14 protein-coding genes, 2 tRNA genes and 1 pseudogene are annotated in these 15,762 nt (G+C 72.7%); 12 read left to right on the top strand and 5 right to left on the bottom strand.

The window, feature by feature from the left end; translation table 11 throughout:
• From EJK16_RS09265 to EJK16_RS09235, 8 genes are all read left to right on the top strand, one after another.
• On the top strand, positions 1-585 hold a 585-nt coding region (locus tag EJK16_RS09265), incomplete at its 5' end, for a DUF721 domain-containing protein (protein ID WP_370276001.1).
• Between the two features lie 363 nt (positions 586-948).
• Positions 949-2,970, top strand: a complete 2,022-nt coding sequence (gyrB, locus tag EJK16_RS09260; protein WP_240645910.1) for a DNA topoisomerase (ATP-hydrolyzing) subunit B — start codon at positions 949-951, stop codon at positions 2,968-2,970.
• Between the two features lie 105 nt (positions 2,971-3,075).
• Positions 3,076-5,793: a DNA gyrase subunit A gene (gyrA, locus tag EJK16_RS09255; protein WP_240645909.1), complete on the top strand. Its 2,718-nt coding sequence runs from the start codon at positions 3,076-3,078 to the stop codon at positions 5,791-5,793.
• Positions 5,790-6,473: a DUF3566 domain-containing protein gene (locus EJK16_RS09250; RefSeq protein WP_127128610.1), complete on the top strand. Its 684-nt coding sequence runs from the start codon at positions 5,790-5,792 to the stop codon at positions 6,471-6,473. The genes gyrA and EJK16_RS09250 overlap by 4 nt, the downstream gene beginning before the upstream one ends.
• A 119-nt stretch (positions 6,474-6,592) precedes the next feature.
• Positions 6,593-6,666: transfer RNA gene (locus EJK16_RS09245), tRNA-Ile, on the top strand.
• 51 nt (positions 6,667-6,717) lie between these two features.
• Positions 6,718-6,864, top strand: a complete 147-nt coding sequence (locus EJK16_RS19540) for a DLW-39 family protein (RefSeq protein ID WP_164737255.1) — start codon at positions 6,718-6,720, stop codon at positions 6,862-6,864.
• A gap of 38 nt (positions 6,865-6,902) precedes the next feature.
• Positions 6,903-6,978, top strand: a tRNA-Ala gene (locus tag EJK16_RS09240).
• A gap of 254 nt (positions 6,979-7,232) precedes the next feature.
• Positions 7,233-7,724, top strand: coding sequence for a DUF6098 family protein (locus tag EJK16_RS09235; RefSeq protein ID WP_127128608.1), 492 nt, complete (start codon positions 7,233-7,235; stop codon positions 7,722-7,724).
• Between the two features lie 135 nt (positions 7,725-7,859).
• Here EJK16_RS09235 and EJK16_RS09230 read toward each other — a convergent pair whose 3' ends face one another.
• Complete coding sequence (locus tag EJK16_RS09230) at positions 7,860-8,696, bottom strand: hypothetical protein (RefSeq protein ID WP_127128606.1); 837 nt, start codon at positions 8,694-8,696, stop codon at positions 7,860-7,862.
• A 181-nt stretch (positions 8,697-8,877) separates the two neighbouring features.
• On the opposite strand from EJK16_RS09230, the gene EJK16_RS09225 reads away from it, so the two are divergent.
• A complete protein-coding gene (locus EJK16_RS09225) occupies positions 8,878-9,399 on the top strand; it encodes a peptidylprolyl isomerase (protein ID WP_127128604.1) in 522 nt (173 codons plus the stop codon).
• Between the two features lie 39 nt (positions 9,400-9,438).
• Positions 9,439-10,290 carry a rhomboid family intramembrane serine protease gene (locus tag EJK16_RS09220; protein WP_127128602.1) on the top strand — a complete coding sequence of 284 codons (852 nt, stop codon included), beginning with the start codon at positions 9,439-9,441 and terminating at the stop codon, positions 10,288-10,290.
• Between the two features lie 399 nt (positions 10,291-10,689).
• Here EJK16_RS09220 and EJK16_RS09215 read toward each other — a convergent pair whose 3' ends face one another.
• The gene (locus EJK16_RS09215) at positions 10,690-10,944 is read right to left on the bottom strand and encodes a cell division protein CrgA (RefSeq protein WP_127128600.1); all 255 of its coding nucleotides are present in this window, start codon (positions 10,942-10,944) and stop codon (positions 10,690-10,692) included.
• A gap of 165 nt (positions 10,945-11,109) precedes the next feature.
• Here EJK16_RS09215 and EJK16_RS09210 point away from each other — a divergent pair, with 165 nt between their 5' ends.
• Both EJK16_RS09210 and EJK16_RS09205 read left to right on the top strand, forming a co-directional pair.
• Positions 11,110-11,913, top strand: coding sequence for a DUF881 domain-containing protein (locus EJK16_RS09210; protein ID WP_127128598.1), 804 nt, complete (start codon positions 11,110-11,112; stop codon positions 11,911-11,913).
• A 58-nt stretch (positions 11,914-11,971) separates the two neighbouring features.
• Positions 11,972-12,598, top strand: a complete 627-nt coding sequence (locus EJK16_RS09205) for an aminodeoxychorismate/anthranilate synthase component II (protein ID WP_127128596.1) — start codon at positions 11,972-11,974, stop codon at positions 12,596-12,598.
• A 57-nt stretch (positions 12,599-12,655) separates the two neighbouring features.
• Here EJK16_RS09205 and EJK16_RS09200 read toward each other — a convergent pair whose 3' ends face one another.
• The 3 genes and pseudogenes from EJK16_RS09200 to EJK16_RS19535 all read right to left on the bottom strand — a co-directional run.
• Positions 12,656-13,264, bottom strand: coding sequence for a hypothetical protein (locus EJK16_RS09200; protein WP_127128593.1), 609 nt, complete (start codon positions 13,262-13,264; stop codon positions 12,656-12,658).
• A gap of 72 nt (positions 13,265-13,336) precedes the next feature.
• A complete protein-coding gene (pknB, locus tag EJK16_RS09195; protein ID WP_127128591.1) occupies positions 13,337-15,208 on the bottom strand; it encodes a Stk1 family PASTA domain-containing Ser/Thr kinase in 1,872 nt (623 codons plus the stop codon).
• A 2-nt stretch (positions 15,209-15,210) separates the two neighbouring features.
• Positions 15,211-15,762 (bottom strand): annotated as a pseudogene (locus EJK16_RS19535) (hypothetical protein); the annotation flags it as partial.

The raw sequence follows: 15,762 nt of genomic DNA, 5'->3' as shown, positions 1-15,762 counted from the left end.
GCGCCTCCGCGCTCGGGCGCGAGCCAGCTGCTGTCGGCGAGGTCGAGCAGCGTCGTCGGCACGGGGGCCTGGGCGGAGAGGGCGCCGCGGCGCCGGCGCGGCCGCGCGGGCCGGGCGGCGGAGGAGCCGGCCCCGGACGACGCCCTCGACGAGGGGGCGGCGCCCCCCGGCCGCCGGTGGCGCCCCGGGCCCGGGATCGGCTGGGGCATCAGCGGGCCCGGCCCCTCGCGGCGCGACCCGCAGCCGCTCGGTGGCATCGCGGCCCGGTTCGTCGCCCAGCGCGGCTGGACGCGGCCCGTGAGCGTGGGCGGGGTGGTCGGCCGGTGGCGCGAGGTGGTCGGTGACCAGCTCGCGGACCACTGCGACGTGGAGACGTTCGAGGAGGGCGAGCTCGTGGTGCGCGCCAGCTCGACCGCCTGGGCCACCCAGGTCCGCCTGCTCCTGCCGCAGCTCGAGCGGCGCCTGGCCGAGGAGGTCGGCGAGGGCACCGTGACCTCCATCGTGGTGCTGGGCCCCGGGGGCCCGAGCTGGAAGCACGGGACCCGCGCGGTGCGCGGGCGCGGGCCCCGGGACACCTACGGCTGAGCCTCGGCGCGGCCACGGCCGATGCGGCACCCCGGGCCTGGCGGGACAGAGCCCTCCGGACGGCGTCCGTCCGAGCGCGATTCGACGGGCCCTCCGCCTGTGGAAAAACACTGTGGATATTCGTGGTTTACGGCTCAGGCACGGTAGAATCGAGCGACCCACCCGAACGGCGCGCGCACGTGCCCACAGGGATCCAGCGGTGGCCCCGCGCCCCGGCCCGACGGCCTGGTGGTGGCAGGTGGTTGCCCCGCGAGACGAGGAGAGCCCGCGACCGTGGCCGACCACAGTGCTGACGCTGCCGTGAACGAAGAAACCCCCACCGTGCCCTCGGCAGATGGAGCACCGGCCCAGCAGGCTCAGGCGATCCACAACGCAGGCACCGTCCCCACCAGCCAGGCGTACGGCGCCAGCAACATCACCGTGCTCGAGGGCCTCGAGGCGGTGCGCAAGCGCCCCGGCATGTACATCGGCTCCACCGGCGAGCGCGGTCTGCACCACCTCGTCTACGAGGTGGTCGACAACTCCGTGGACGAGGCCCTGGCCGGCTACTGCGACCACATCGAGATCACCATCCTCGCCGACGGCGGCGTGCGGGTGGTCGACAACGGCCGCGGCATCCCCGTGGACATCGTGGAGTCCGAGGGCAAGCCCGCCGTGGAGGTCGTCCTCACGGTCCTGCACGCCGGCGGCAAGTTCGGCGGCGGCGGCTACGCCGTCTCGGGTGGCCTCCACGGCGTCGGCGTCTCCGTCGTCAACGCCCTCTCCCACCGCCTCCAGGTCGCCGTCCGGCGCGACGGGTACGTGTACCGGATGGGCTTCGTCGACGGGGTCCCCACCGGCGAGCTCGTCAAGGGCGAGGCCGTCGAGGGCACCGGCACCGCGGTGACCTTCTGGGCCAACGGCGACATCTTTGAGAGCACCGACTACAACTTCGAGACCCTGCGCACCCGCTTCCAGCAGATGGCGTTCCTGAACAAGGGCCTGCGCATCACGCTCATCGACGAGCGCTCGGGCGTCACGGACGCCGGCGAGGAGATCACTGGCGACGCCGGCGGCACCGCGGACGACGCACGCACGGGGCACCGCGAGGTGAGCTACCTGTACGAGGGGGGCCTCATCGACTACGTGCACTACCTCAACTCCACCAAGAAGGTGGACCTCGTGCACCCGGACATCATCGCGTTCGAGTCCGAGGACCGGGAGAAGCGCATCTCCGTCGAGGTCGCCATGCAGTGGACCTCGGGCTACTCCGAGTCGGTGCACACCTACGCCAACACCATCAACACCACCGAGGGCGGCACCCACGAGGAGGGCTTCCGGTCGGCGCTGACCTCGCTGGTCAACAAGTACGCCCGGGACAAGGGCCTCCTCAAGGAGAAGGACGAGAATCTCACCGGCGACGACATCCGCGAGGGCCTGACCGCTGTCCTGTCCGTGAAGCTCGGCGAGCCGCAGTTCGAGGGGCAGACCAAGACCAAGCTGGGCAACACGGAGGCCCGCACCTTCGTCCAGACCCAGCTCTACGCCCAGCTCGGCGACTGGTTCGACGCCCACCCGGGCGACGCCAAGGACATCATCCGCAAGTCGCAGCAGGCGGCCGTGGCCCGCATGGCCGCGCGCAAGGCCCGCGAGGCGACCCGCCGCAAGGGCCTGCTCGAGGGCCTCTCCATGCCCGGCAAGCTCAAGGACTGCTCGAGCCGGGACGCGAGCCTGTCGGAGATCTTCATCGTCGAGGGCGACTCCGCCGGCGGCTCGGCCGTCCAGGGCCGGGACCCGGAGCACCAGGCGATCCTGCCGCTGCGCGGGAAGATCCTCAACGTCGAGAAGGCCCGGCTGGACCGGGCCCTCGGCAACCAGGAGATCCAGGCGCTCATCACGGCCTTCGGCACGGGGATCGGCGAGGACTTCGACATCACGAAGCTCCGCTATCACAAGATCGTGTTCATGGCCGACGCCGACGTCGACGGCCAGCACATCTCCACCCTCCTGCTGACCCTGGTGTTCCGGTACATGAAGCCCCTGATCGAGGGCGGGTTCGTGTATCTCGCCATGCCACCGCTGTACCGCCTGAAGTGGACCAACGCCCCGCACGAGTACGTGTACTCGGACAAGGAGAAGGACGCCTTCCTCGCCGAGGGCGCCCGCCTGGGCCGGCGGCTGCCCAAGGACGGCGGCATCCAGCGGTACAAGGGTCTGGGCGAGATGAACGACCAGGAGCTCTGGGACACCACCATGAACCCCGAGAGCCGCACGCTGCGCCAGGTGACGATCGAGGACGCGGCCGCGGCCGACGAGACGTTCTCCATCCTCATGGGTGAGGACGTCGAGTCCCGCCGCAGCTTTATCCAGCGCAACGCCCACGACGTGCGCTTCCTGGACATCTAGCACCCGCCCCAGCTACAGAGCCCGCGCGGGCTGGGCACCGCCCGCCGCGCGGGGACGACTCAGACGAGAAGGACTGACGTGACCCAGCCACCCGAGGATCAGGGCATCAACGAGGCCGCGGACGACGGCGAAGACGTGGTCGTCGTCCGCGACCGCATCGAGCAGGTCGACCTGCAGCTGGAGATGCAGCGCTCCTACCTCGACTATGCGATGAGCGTCATCGTGGGCCGGGCGCTGCCCGACGTGCGGGACGGCCTCAAGCCCGTGCACCGCCGGGTGCTGTACGCGATGTACGACGGCGGCTACCGCCCCGACGCCGCGTTCAACAAGTGCTCGCGCGTGGTCGGCGAGGTCATGGGCCAGTACCACCCCCACGGCGACACCTCCATCTACGACGCCCTGGTCCGCCTGGTCCAGCCGTGGTCCATGCGCTACCCCCTGGTGGCCGGGCAGGGGAACTTCGGCTCCGGCGGAGACCTCGGGGCCGCGGCGCCGCGGTACACCGAGTGCAAGATGGCGCCGCTGGCCCTCGAGATGGTCCGCGACATCGACGCCGACACCGTCGACTTCCAGGACAACTACGACGGCAAGAACCAGGAGCCCACCGTCTTGCCGGCGCGGTTCCCGAACCTGCTGGTCAACGGCTCCGAGGGCATCGCCGTCGGCATGGCCACCCGCATCCCGCCGCACAACCTGCGCGAGGTCGCCGAGGGCGTGCAGTGGTTCCTCGCGCACCCCGAGGCCTCCAAGGAGGAGCTGCTCGGCGAGCTCATGCTGCGGATCAAGGGCCCGGACTTCCCCACCGGCGCGCAGATCCTCGGCCACAAGGGCATCGAGAACATGTACCGCACCGGTCGCGGCTCGATCACCCAGCGCGCGGTCGTCGAGGTCCAGGAGATCCAGGGCCGCCAGTGCCTCGTGGTCACCGAGCTGCCCTACCAGGTCAACCCCGACCGGCTCTCGCAGAAGATCGTCGACGGCGTCCGGGACGGGCGCATCACCGGCATCGCGGACATCCGCGACGAGTCCTCCGGCCGCGCCGGCCAGCGCCTGGTCATCGTGCTCAAGCGCGACGCCGTGGCCAAGGTGGTCCTGAACAACCTGTACAAGCACACCCAGCTGCAGGACAACTTCCCCGCGAACATGCTCGCCCTGGTCGACGGCGTCCCGCGCACCCTGAGCCTGGACGGCTTCGTGCGCCACTGGACCAACCACCAGGTCGACGTCATCGTCCGGCGCACCCGGTTCTTCCTGCGCAAGGCCGAGGAGCGCATCCACATCCTGCGCGGCCTCCTCAAGGCGCTCGACGCCCTCGACGACGTCATCGCCCTCATCCGGCGATCGCCCACCGTGGAGGAGGCCCGTGCCGGCCTGATGGACCTCCTGGGCATCGACGAGGTCCAGGCCGAGGCCATCCTCGCCATGCAGCTGCGCCGCCTCGCGGCGCTGGAGCGCCAGAAGATCATCGACGACCACGACGCGCTCGAGGAGAAGATCCTCGGCTACCGGGCGATCCTCGAGTCCCCGGCGCGGCAGCGCGAGATCGTCAGCGAGGAGCTGCGGGCGATCGTCGACAAGTACGGCGACGAGCGCCGCACCACGATCCTGCCCTACGACGGCGAGATGTCCATCGAGGACCTCATCCCCGAGGAGGACGTGGTCGTCACCATCACGCGCGGCGGCTACGCCAAGCGCACGCGGGTCGACAACTACCGCTCCCAGCGCCGCGGCGGCAAGGGGGTGCGCGGGGCCCAGCTGCGCGAGGACGACATCGTCGAGCACTTCGGCGTCACGACCACTCACCACTGGCTCCTCTTCTTCACCAACCTCGGCCGCGTCTACCGCGCCAAGGGCTACGAGCTGCCCGAGGGCGGCCGTGACGCCAAGGGCCAGCACGTGGCGAACCTCCTCGCGTTCCAGCCCGGGGAGTCCATCGCCCAGGTGCTCACCGTGCGCGACTACGACCAGGCCGAGTACCTCGTCCTGGCCACCCGGCGCGGCCTGGTGAAGAAGACCCGCCTGCGCGAGTACGACTCGCACCGCTCCGGCGGCGTCATCGGCATCAACCTGCGCGAGGACGACGACGGCGAGCCCGACCGCGTGGTCGCCGCGCGCCTGGTCAACTCCGACGACGACCTCCTGCTCGTCTCCCGCAAGGGGCAGTCCCTCCGCTTCACCGCCACCGACGAGGCGCTGCGGCCCATGGGCCGGGCGACCTCCGGCGTCACCGGCATGAAGTTCCGCGACGACGACGAGCTCCTGGCCATGGACGTCGTCCGCGACTGGTACGAGGACGCCGCCCTGTTCGTCGTCACCGAGGGCGGGTATGCCAAGCGCACCTTCGTGAGCGAATACCGGGTCCAGGGCCGCGGCGGCCTCGGCATCAAGGTCGCCAGCCTCGTGGAGTCGCGCGGCGACCTCGTGGGCGCGCTGCTCACCGCCCCGGACGACGAGGTCCTCGTCATCATGGAGGGCGGCAAGGTCGTCCGCTCTGCCGTCGCCGAGGTCAACCTGACGGGCCGCAACACCCAGGGCGTCACCTTCGCCCGGCCCGACAAGGGCGACCGCATCATCGCCGTGGCCCGCAACATCGAGCGCAAGGTGGAGCAGGAGGCCCACCTCGTCGACTCCGCCGACTCGGCGGAGAGCCCCGAGGAGATGTCCGAGACGCTCGTCGTCTCCGCCGACGGCCAGGTGCTCGAGCAGGGCCGCCGCGTCGACGCACCCGCCGAGGGCGCGGAGCCGACGCCGGAGGGTGAGGACGCGGTAGCGTCCACCCCTGACGGCGCGCCCAGCGACGGCTCTGACGGAGGAGATGCATGAGCACCACGCCCCCCGGCACCGGTGACCGGCCCGAGGTGACCCCCGGCGGCAGTCCCAACGGCGTACCCGGTGACCGTGGACGTCCGGCGGGCGCGTCCGGTGACTTCGCCGGCACGCTCCGCCGCAGTCTCGCTGACCGGCTGGGCACGACGTCGGGGCAGGCCACGCCCCCCACGGAGGCGGTCGGCGCCGGCCGCCCGGCCGGCGCCGAGCGTCCCGCCCCGGCCGGGGGGCCCATCGCCTCCCAGGGCGCCGCGCGCGAGCCCTCCCCCGGCACCTCGACCGCGGACCGGCCCGCACCGGCCGCGGCCGCCCCGGTGGGCCCCCGCCGGGTGCGCCTGTCCGTCTCGCGCGTCGACCCGTGGTCGGTGATGAAGCTGGCGTTCCTGCTGTCGGTGGGGCTGGGCATCATCATCGTGGTCGCGACCGCCGTGGTCTGGTTCGTGCTCGACGCGATGCACGTCTTCGCCGACATCGAGGGGCTCCTGACGTCGATCGGGTCGGCCGACTTCCTCCAGCTGATGGACTACCTCGAGTTCGACCGGGTGATGTCCTTCGCGACCATCGTGGGCGTCGTGGACATCCTCCTGCTCACCGCGCTGGGCACGATCGGGGCGTTCCTGTACAACATCGTCGCCTCGCTCGTCGGTGGCCTCCACGTCACCCTGACCGACGACTGAGCACAGTGACACTCCTCACCTGCGCGGTTTCTGGTTTGGGTCGGCCGGAGGCTCTGGGATAGTCTTGCTCAGCGCGCACAGCGCATGCATCCCGCGGGCCGCGGCCGGCACGGGTGCACGGGCCTATAGCTCAGTTGGTTAGAGCGCTTCCCTGATAAGGAAGAGGTCACTGGTTCGAGTCCAGTTAGGCCCACCCCTGCACACACCGAGGGGCCCGCGAGGGCACCCGAGTCGAGGAGGATCCGTGAAGAAGGCACTCCTGCTCGCAGCGGCCACCGTTGCCGGCTACGCCGCCTGGGTCAAGATCCGCCAGGACCGCGAGGAGCGGGACCTGTGGGCAGAGGTCACCGACAGCTTCGGCGAGGAGCCTCCCGCCTCCGCTGTGCGATGACCCGCTAGCATCGCCGCGCGCCCCGGACGGGGCGCCGCGGGGCCATGGCGCAATTGGTAGCGCACCTGCTTTGCAAGCAGGGGGTTAGGGGTTCGAGTCCCCTTGGCTCCACCACCGCACGACCCCTCGACCACGCCGGTCGGGGGGTCTTGTCGTTCCCGGGACCTAAGTCCTCATTCCGGCGGGGCGGCCGAGCCGACGACGACGACGAGGGACGAAAGTCCTCTTTCCGTCATGTGTTGAATGTTACGGTTTGATCACGGTAACGAAGCGCCCGGGTCCATAACGTGTGGCGGCGGGCGCGCCGTGTGCACATGTCCCGGTGGGGGCCAGAGAACGCGACGACGCGACGATCTTGGAGGACAACCATGAGCCACGCACAGACCATCGACCGCATCACCGCCGCCGACCGCACGCCCGTCGCCGGGCGCCGGCCCCAGGGGGAGCTCGCGGGGCTGCCGGTCCTGACCTCCCTGGACCAGGTCGCCGACCTCATGGAGCACACGGACGCGCTGTTCCTGCGCATCAGCGCGGGCCCGGACGAGGACCGCCGGTCCGGCGGGTGGGACGGCGAGAGCGGCTACCTGCTCCCCGGGCTGCCGGCGTGGATGCTCAGGCCCGAGGCCTGGTGGGCCGGCGGGCTGCGTCTCTGGCTCGCCCGACAGGTCGTGCGCCACGGGTTCCTCCTCTCCGGCGGGAAGGGTAACCAGCCCTGGCTGCTCACCGGCGAGGTCGTCGGCCGAGGCCCCGACGGCGATCCGCTCGTCGCCCGCTGGCGCCCCGTCGCCCTGCTGGCCCGCGGCGTCCTGCCCGAGGCCGAGGCTGCGTACGCGGCGTGGCGCTGCCGGGACCTGTGCTGATCGGGCGCGTCGCGGGCTAGCCGCGCCGTCCCGGGTGGAGCGGCGCGGCTGGCTCGGACGGAACCGCGCCAATGACGACCCACAGCGCGAGGCCCCCGCCGGATATCCGGCGGGGGCCTCGCGCTGTGGGTCCGCTCAGGCGCCCTCGATCTTCTTCGACGTCTCGTCACCCTTGGCGGCGGCCGCGTCGCCGGCGTTCTTGATGGTGTCGGCCGCGGTGTCGGCGGCGTCGGACGCCTTGGTACCCGCGGTGGACGCCGCTCCCGCGGCCGTGTCGCGGGGGGCGGACGTCTCGGGCTGTGCCGCCGGAGAGGTCACCGTGGTGTCCTCCCAGTACTCCTCGGCCCACGGGTCGTCCACGGGCTGGGTGCGGCGCCACAGCAGGTAGGCCGTGCCCGCGGCGGCGGAGCCTACCAGGACCCAGCCGACGGTCCTGGCGACCCCGTGGCTCTTCGCCGGCGGCTCCGCCAGCGCCTTGCGCGCCACCTTGCTCGCGGCCTTGGCGGCCACGGCCGTCTTCGCGGCCTTCGCCGCCTTGCGGGAGACGTCGGCCTTGGCGGACGCCTTGGTCGCCGCCTTGCCGCCGGCCGCGGCCTCCGCCGCGTCGCGCATGGCTCGGGACACGCGGGGCAGGTAGTCGTCCACGATCTTGCCGTGGGCGTTGTCCACCACGGGACGCGCGGCCTCGGCCGCGGCCTCCACCTTGGGGGCGGCGACCTTGACCGTCTCCCGCCAGGCCCGGTCGACGGCCGGACGGACGGCCTCGGTCGCTGCCCCGACGTGCGGGGTGGCCCACGCCCTGCCCTGCTCCGCGAGGTGGACCGCCTGCTTGCTCGCCAAGCTCGCCTGCTCGGCGAGGTGCATGGCCTGCTTGCTCGCTCTGCTCGCCTGCTCACCGACGAGGGCGCTGAGGGCGGCCTGCTTGCGGACCTGCTCCGTGTCGATCTGGCTGACCTTGCTCTTGCGCAACATCTGCACTCCCTGCTCGTCTCGGCGACATGTCTTGGCCGGCGCGGCCCGGACGGCGTGCGCCTCCACCGCATCCCATCTTGCCTGGTTTTGGGCCCCGGCGCGCTTGGACGGGGGCGTTTCCCCCGTTCCTCGGCACGGTCGCGCCGTGCCCGAGGTGGGTGCCCCGTGCGAGGATCAGGGCATGGAAGCAACTCTGCACACCTCGGCCGGCGACATCAAGGTCGAGCTGTACCCCAACCATGCACCTAAGACGGTCGCGAACTTCACCGAGCTCGCCACGGGCAAGCGCACGTGGACCGACCCGCAGACGGGCGAGGAGACCGACCGCCCGCTCTACGACGGCGTCATCTTCCACCGCGTCATCCCCAACTTCATGATCCAGGGCGGGGACCCGCTGGGCACCGGCACAGGCGGCCCCGGGTACGTCTTCGACGACGAGATCCACCCCGAGCTGGGCTTCACGGAGCCCTACGTCCTGGCGATGGCGAACGCCGGCCAGCGCGGCGGCCACGGCACCAACGGCTCGCAGTTCTTCATCACCACGGCACCGACCACCTGGCTCCAGGGCAAGCACACGATCTTCGGCAAGGTTGTGGACCCGGCCTCCCGCGCCGTGGTGGACGTGATCGGCGCGACCGCCACCGGCCGCAACGACCGCCCCGTCGAGGACATCACCATCAACTCGGTGACCGTCTCCGAGTAGCCGGCACTCTTCGTACCGGCCCGTCACGAGATCGGCACCATGAGCGAGCACTCCCCCGGGCAGGCCGGCACCGAAGCGGTGCCGGTCTGCCCGCGCCATCCCGACGTCGTCTCCTACGTGCGCTGCCAGCGGTGCGGGCGCCCGGCGTGCGCGCAGTGCCAGCGCCCGGCGGCCGTGGGCATCCAGTGCGTGGACTGCGTGCGCGAGGCCCAGGCCCGCGTGCCGGCGGCGCGGACGGTGCTGGGGGGCCGCGCCCGCCAGGGGCGCCCGGTCGTCACCCTGACGATCATCGGCATCTGCGTCGCGGTGTACCTCCTCCAGATGGTCCTCGGCCAGCAGCTGACCTACCGGCTCGCCTACGCGCCGGCCATCGGGGCCACGGAGCCGTACCGGTTCCTCACCTCCGCGTTCCTGCACGGCGGTGCCCTGCACCTGGCCCTGAACATGTACGCCCTGTGGATCGTGGGCAGCTCGCTCGAGCCCGCACTCGGCCGCTGGCGCTACCTCGCCCTCTACCTGTTGTCGGCCGTCGGCGGCTCGGTCGCCGTCCTGCTCCTCGCCGACCCGTCCGGCATCTCGTGGATCACCCCGGTGGTGGGTGCCTCCGGGGCCGTGTTCGGCCTGTTCGCCGCGATCTTCATGGTCCTGCGGCACGTCGGCCGGGACACGACGCAGATCCTCGTGCTCATCGGTTTGAACTTCGTCCTCGGCTTCATGGTCTCGGGGATCGCCTGGCAGGCGCACCTCGGCGGCGCCATCGTCGGGGCGCTGCTGGCGGCCGGGTACGTGTACGCCCCGCGCGAGCGGCGGACCCTGGCCGGCGTGCTCGTCACCGCCGGGATCGCCGTCGTGCTCGCGGTCCTCGCGCTGGCGCGCTACTCGCTCGTCTAACCCGGACCGGCGGTGGGGGCGCGAGCCCCGCCGGGGGCCGGTGGCGGCCGATATGAACTACACCGCTGTAGTTCTCCACAGGGATGTGCACATCTGTGGATAACGCCTGTCGCTGTTTCCACAAGGTCCTTCACAGGTGGGGGTAACCTCTCGGCCCCGTCATCCCCAGAAGGATCCACAGATGGGGATACTTCCATGCACGTAACTATCCCCAGGGTCGTCCACAGCTGGGGATACTCACACCGCTGTAGTTTCCACAGGTGGGGACGGCGCTGGGGAACCGTGGGGTTCGCGCGGACGGCACAGGCCCCGCTCCGCCGAGGGGCGGGACGGGGCCTGCGGGACCGGGCCCAGCCGCGCGGCGGCGTGGGCGGACGGGCGGCGTCCTGGGCGGCGCGGTCAGCGCCAGCGCAGGGTCATGAAGAAGCCGACGATCATGACGGCGAAGCCGATGGTGAGGTTCCAGTTCCCCAGCCCGGGCACGGGCAGGCTGCCCTTCGTCAGGTACGTCAGGACCACCGACACCAGCCCCAGCACCATGAGCACGACCATGGTGGGTGCCCACCACTGCGGGCTCGGCTTCGCCGCGGCCGGCGTCTGGGCGGCGGCCGGGGTGGCGCCGCCGGACTTCTTGCGCTTCTTCGACTCGGGCATGCGCGTCTCCTCGCGGGTACGGCCCCGGAGGGGCACCACTTCTTCTCGACGGGGCGCGGGCGCGCGCCCCCGTGGACGCACGCTCGGGTGCGTCCATCCTCTAGCGTAGTGTCGCTCGCAGATCGCCGGCGCACGAGTGCTGCTCCGGGCGCAGGGGGGAGGACCATGACCGACGGTCGGCAGTCCCCCCAGAACCCGGCCCATCCCCAGCGGACCGTCACCGGCACCCGCCTGGCGGCCCGCCGCGGCTCGCTGGCCACCGCCGCGGTCGCGCTGGCGGCCGGGATGCTCTTCGCGACGAACGCCCAGATCTTCTCCGGCAACGAGGACCGCCATCCCCAGAACCTGGAGGGCCTGGCGCGCGCCGAGAGCGACCGCCTGGTGGAGCTCGAGCGGGAGAACGCCGCGCTGCGCGAGGAGATCCAGCCCTTCCTCGCCGCCGAGCCGGCGGCCGCGGACGCCGGCGGGCCGACCCGCTTGGCAGCGGACGCGGCCGGGCAGAACGGGGCCCGCGGCCCCGGCCTCGCGGTCCAGCTGTGGGACGCCCCGCAGCAGGCCGAGGGGCTGGCCAGCACGCTTCCGCCGGACTCGCTCGTGGTGCACCAGCAGGACCTCGAGGCCGTGATGAACGCCCTGTGGGCCGGGGGTGCGGAGGCGATGACGGTCCAGGGGCACCGGGTCGTCTCCACCACCGGCGTGCGTTGCGTGGGCAACGTGCTGCACATCGCCGGGCGCACCTACTCCCCGCCGTACGAGGTGCGCGCCATCGGTGACCCGGCGCAGCTGCGGGGGGCGCTGCTGTCCGCGCCGGGGGTCCAGACATACCTGCAGTATGTCGACGCCGTCCGTCTGGGCTGGTCCGTCCGGGATGTCAAGGACCTCGTGATGCCCGCCTACGCCGGGTCGCTCAACCTCGAGCACGCCCGGGTGCTCGGCGCCGGCTCCGCACGCACCGGCGGGCAGGCATGACCGCGGCGGCCCGGGCCCTGGCCCCCACCACCCTCGACACCCCGACGGGAGCGACTCGATGAGCGCACGCACCATCCTCGTGGTCGACAACTACGACAGCTTCGTCTACACCATCGTCGGTTACCTCCAGCAGCTGGGTGCCTCGACCACCGTCGTGCGCAACGACGCCGTCCCGGCGGACCTCGGCGGGTACGACGGCGTCCTCGTCTCGCCGGGGCCCGGCACACCGAAGGAGGCCGGTGCGTCGCTCGACGTCATCCGGGCGTGCGCCGAGCGCGGCCTGCCCATGCTCGGCGTGTGCCTGGGCCACCAGGCCCTCGGCGAGGCGTTCGGGGCCGTCGTCACCCACGCGCCCGAGCTCATGCACGGCAAGACCTCGAGCGTCGAGCACACCGGGACCGGCGTCTTCGCGGGGCTGCCCAGCCCGTTCACCGCCACGCGCTACCACTCGCTCGCCGTCGTGCGGGACACGGTGCCCGCGGAGCTCGAGATCACCGCCTGGACGGCGAACGGGATCGTCATGGGGCTCTCCCACCGGACGCTGCCGTTGCACGGCGTGCAGTTCCACCCCGAGTCCGTGCTCACCCAGGGCGGTCACCGGTTGCTGGGCAACTGGCTGGCCAGCACGGGCGACGGCGACGCCGTCCGCCGCTCCGAGGGCCTCGCGCCGCTCATCAAGCAGTAGGCCCCCGACGGGAGCGCGCGGGCCGCGGCCCGTCCGGGCAGGGTCAGACGAGCGCGGTCAGGCGAGCGCGGCCAGGCGGGGGCGCAGGACGTCGGCGAGCGACTCGAGGTCCATGCCGAGCTCGTCGGAGATGAGCAGGTGCTCCACGCCGAGGTCCCAGAAGCGCTTGCCGCGCACGGGGATGACCTCCACGACATAGCTGAAGGCGCTGGCGGGCCGGCCGAGCCGCGCCTCGATCTCCTTGACCAGCGGCAGCATGCCCATGGCGCGCAGCGCGGTGAACGTGGTCCCGGTCCCGTAGGCCTCGGCCTGGGCCTCACGCACCGACTGCCAGCGCAACGCGTCGTGGTAGGTCGCCACCTGGGCCGCGTGCAGCTCCGGGGTGCCGGTGCTGGTGGGAAAGTCGGGCCCGTCGATCCCCGCGGCGCCGTCGTCGGGCCGGTGGTCGAGGAGGGTCGTCCACCACAGGCGCCACTGCCGGCCCGCGGCGTCGCGCTGCGTGCGGGACCACGGCGGCGCGGGCCGCCAGCGCGGCACCGGCCCGTCGAGGGGCGGGGCGTCGCCCACGTCGCCCAGGCCCGCCGCGTCACGGACGTACAGCGCGAAGAACAGATCCGCGGGGTCGATGAAGGTCACCTCCCAGCTCGCCTCGCTGCCCGTGCGCATGCCTCACTATGCCTCGCGCCATCGTGACCGGGGGCCCGATCTGTGGTGGCACGCCGAGGCGCCGCGCGGGGGCTACCCGTCCTTGCCGGGCGGCCCCCCGCCGTCGCGGCCGTTCCCCGAGCCGGAGCCCTTCGACCCGTCGCTCGAGGGCTCATCCGTGGGTGTCGGCGACGGCGACTCCGGCGCCTCCGCGGCGACGATCAGCGTGATGCCCGTGCCGCGCTTCACGACGCCCGCCGGCTGGGACTGCTCCAGCACGGTGCCGGGCTCGAAGTCACCCGACGGCTGGGTCTGGATCCGGGCGACGAGGTCCAGGCCGCTCAGGGTCTGGGTGGCCGCCTCCTCGGTCTGGCCGACGAGGTCGGGCAGGTCCACGTTCGCGCTGGCGATGACCAGGTCCACCGCGGTGCCCGGGGGGACCGAGGCGTCGGCGGCGGGATCGGTGCTCACCACGTCCCCGACGTTCCCGGAGGCGTCGTTCGCCTCCGTCACGTTGCCCTTCTTCAGCCCCGCCCGCTCGAGCTCGGCGGCGGCCTGGGCCTGGTCCATCTGCGTGACGTCCGGGACCTGGACCGCATCGGGCCCGGAGGAGAAGGACAGCGTCACGGTCGTCCCGGGCCCCACCGCGGCACCGGCGGCCGGCGACGAGGAGACGAACAGGCCCTTGGCCACGGTGTCCGAGGCGACGGGGTCACCGACGGCGGCGACGAGGTCCACCTTCGCCAGGGCGGCGCGCGCCGCGGCCTCGTCCATCCCGGCCATGTCGGGCACGGCCACCGTGGCCGTGGCCGTCGCGGACGGGGTCGGCTCCGCCGCCGGGCCCTGGGGGTTGGTGACCAGGTACACGATCCCCGCCGCGGCGGCCAGGCCGAGCACCGCGAGGAGCCACACCCACCAGTGGGACTTGCGCCGCTCCTCGGGCGGGGCCGGTGTCGTGGAGCTTCCCGGGCCGGTCGAGGTGGGGGCGGCCGCGCCCATCATCCGGGTCGCCGCGGCGGCCGGGATCGGGGTCGTCACCGCGGTCGCCGCGCCGGCGGCCAGGCCGCCCGCCACGCCCCAGGCCGCCGCGGCCGGCGCCTGGACGTGCTCGCCGCGGACGGCGGCGAGCAGGTCGGCGCGCATGTGGGCGGCGTCCGCGTACCGGTCCTCACGGTCCTTCGCCAGCGCCTTGAGGACCACCCGGTCCAGCGCCTCGGGGATGTCCGGGGTGACGGTCGACGGCGCCTTGGGCAGCTCACGCACGTGCTGGTAGGCGACGGCGACGGCGGAGTCCCCGGTGAACGGGGGCTGCCCGGTGAGCAGCTCGTAGAGCAGGCAGCCGGTCGAGTACAGGTCGGAGCGGGCGTCGACGACCTCGCCGCGGGCCTGCTCCGGGGAGAGGTACTGGGCGGTCCCGACCACGGCGTGGGTCTGGGTCATGGTCGCGGCGGAGTCCGCCATCGCGCGGGCGATGCCGAAGTCCATCACCTTCACGGCGCCCGTCGGCGTCAGCATGATGTTCGCCGGCTTGATGTCGCGGTGGACGATGCCCTCGCGGTGCGAGTACTCGAGCGCGGAGAGCACCCCGACGACGATGTCCACGGCCTCGTCGATCGGCACGGGGTCCCCGCTGGCCAGGAGGGCCCGGACCGTGTGGCCCTCGACGTACTCCATGACGATGAACGGGACGGTGGAGGTCTGGCCGCCGGCGGAGACGACGTGCTCCTCACCGGTGTCGTACACGGCGACGATCGAGGGGTGGTTCAGCGCCGCCGAGGACTGTGCCTCGCGGCGGAACCGGGCCTGGAAGGTGGCGTCGCGCGCGAGGTCCGAGCGCAGCACCTTGATCGCGACGGTGCGGGAGAGCCGGTTGTCGTACCCGATGTGCACTTCCGCCATGCCACCGCGGCCGATCAGCTCGCCGACCTCGTAGCGGCCGGCAAGAACGCGCGGGATCTCGTCCACCACTAGATGTCCTTCACTGAGTTGGAGGGATAAGAGGCCGCGGGCACGAGCCCTGCGGAAGAGCCGTCGGTGCCGCTCAGAGTACCCAGCGTGACGAGGACGAGGACCACCAGGACCACCAGCACGACCACCAGCGCACCGAGCCAGACGCGGTCCGCGGCGAGCTCCGCCCAGGTCGGCATGGTCCATGACCGGAGCCGGGGCGCGGTGGTCAGGCCTGGCCGGGGGGTGCGGGGCCGCTCGCGCTCGGCCCGGTGGGCGCCCGGTGGCGCCACCCGCTCGGGACGCCTGGCCGGCGGGGCTCCGGCGGCCGCGCCGCCGCGCACCCCCACGGCCCCGGCGGGGACGGTCGCGGGGCGCACCGCCAGGGCCGTCGGAGCCCCGCCCGGCCCGGCCACGAGCACCGGGGCGCCGGGGGCCCCTGCGCCGGCGTCGGGCGCCGCACCGACGAGGGCGCGGGTGCGGCGCCGGGACGGCAGCTGCTCCGCCGTCGGGCCGGGCGAGGCCGGCGAGACGTCCACGGTCACGGGGATGGTGGTGGGGTGGGCGAGCAT

Source organism: Georgenia sp. SYP-B2076, assembly GCF_003991205.1.
Taxonomy (GTDB): Bacteria; Actinomycetota; Actinomycetes; order Actinomycetales; family Actinomycetaceae; genus Georgenia.
The sequence above is the reverse complement of the archived record's forward strand: the minus strand, read 5'-3'. Positions and strand labels throughout refer to the sequence as shown.

Bases quoted from the DNA above. Each gene is read 5' to 3' on its own strand.
- EJK16_RS09250 (WP_127128610.1), top strand. From the start codon at position 5,790: ATGAGCACCACGCCCCCCGGCACCGGTGACCGGCCCGAGGTGACCCCC.
- EJK16_RS09235 (WP_127128608.1), top strand. From the start codon at position 7,233: ATGAGCCACGCACAGACCATCGACCGCATCACCGCCGCCGACCGCACG.
- EJK16_RS09230 (WP_127128606.1), bottom strand. From the start codon at position 8,696: ATGTTGCGCAAGAGCAAGGTCAGCCAGATCGACACGGAGCAGGTCCGC.
- EJK16_RS09225 (WP_127128604.1), top strand. From the start codon at position 8,878: ATGGAAGCAACTCTGCACACCTCGGCCGGCGACATCAAGGTCGAGCTG.
- EJK16_RS09220 (WP_127128602.1), top strand. From the start codon at position 9,439: ATGAGCGAGCACTCCCCCGGGCAGGCCGGCACCGAAGCGGTGCCGGTC.
- EJK16_RS09215 (WP_127128600.1), bottom strand. From the start codon at position 10,944: ATGCCCGAGTCGAAGAAGCGCAAGAAGTCCGGCGGCGCCACCCCGGCC.
- EJK16_RS09210 (WP_127128598.1), top strand. From the start codon at position 11,110: ATGACCGACGGTCGGCAGTCCCCCCAGAACCCGGCCCATCCCCAGCGG.
- EJK16_RS09205 (WP_127128596.1), top strand. From the start codon at position 11,972: ATGAGCGCACGCACCATCCTCGTGGTCGACAACTACGACAGCTTCGTC.
- EJK16_RS09200 (WP_127128593.1), bottom strand. From the start codon at position 13,264: ATGCGCACGGGCAGCGAGGCGAGCTGGGAGGTGACCTTCATCGACCCC.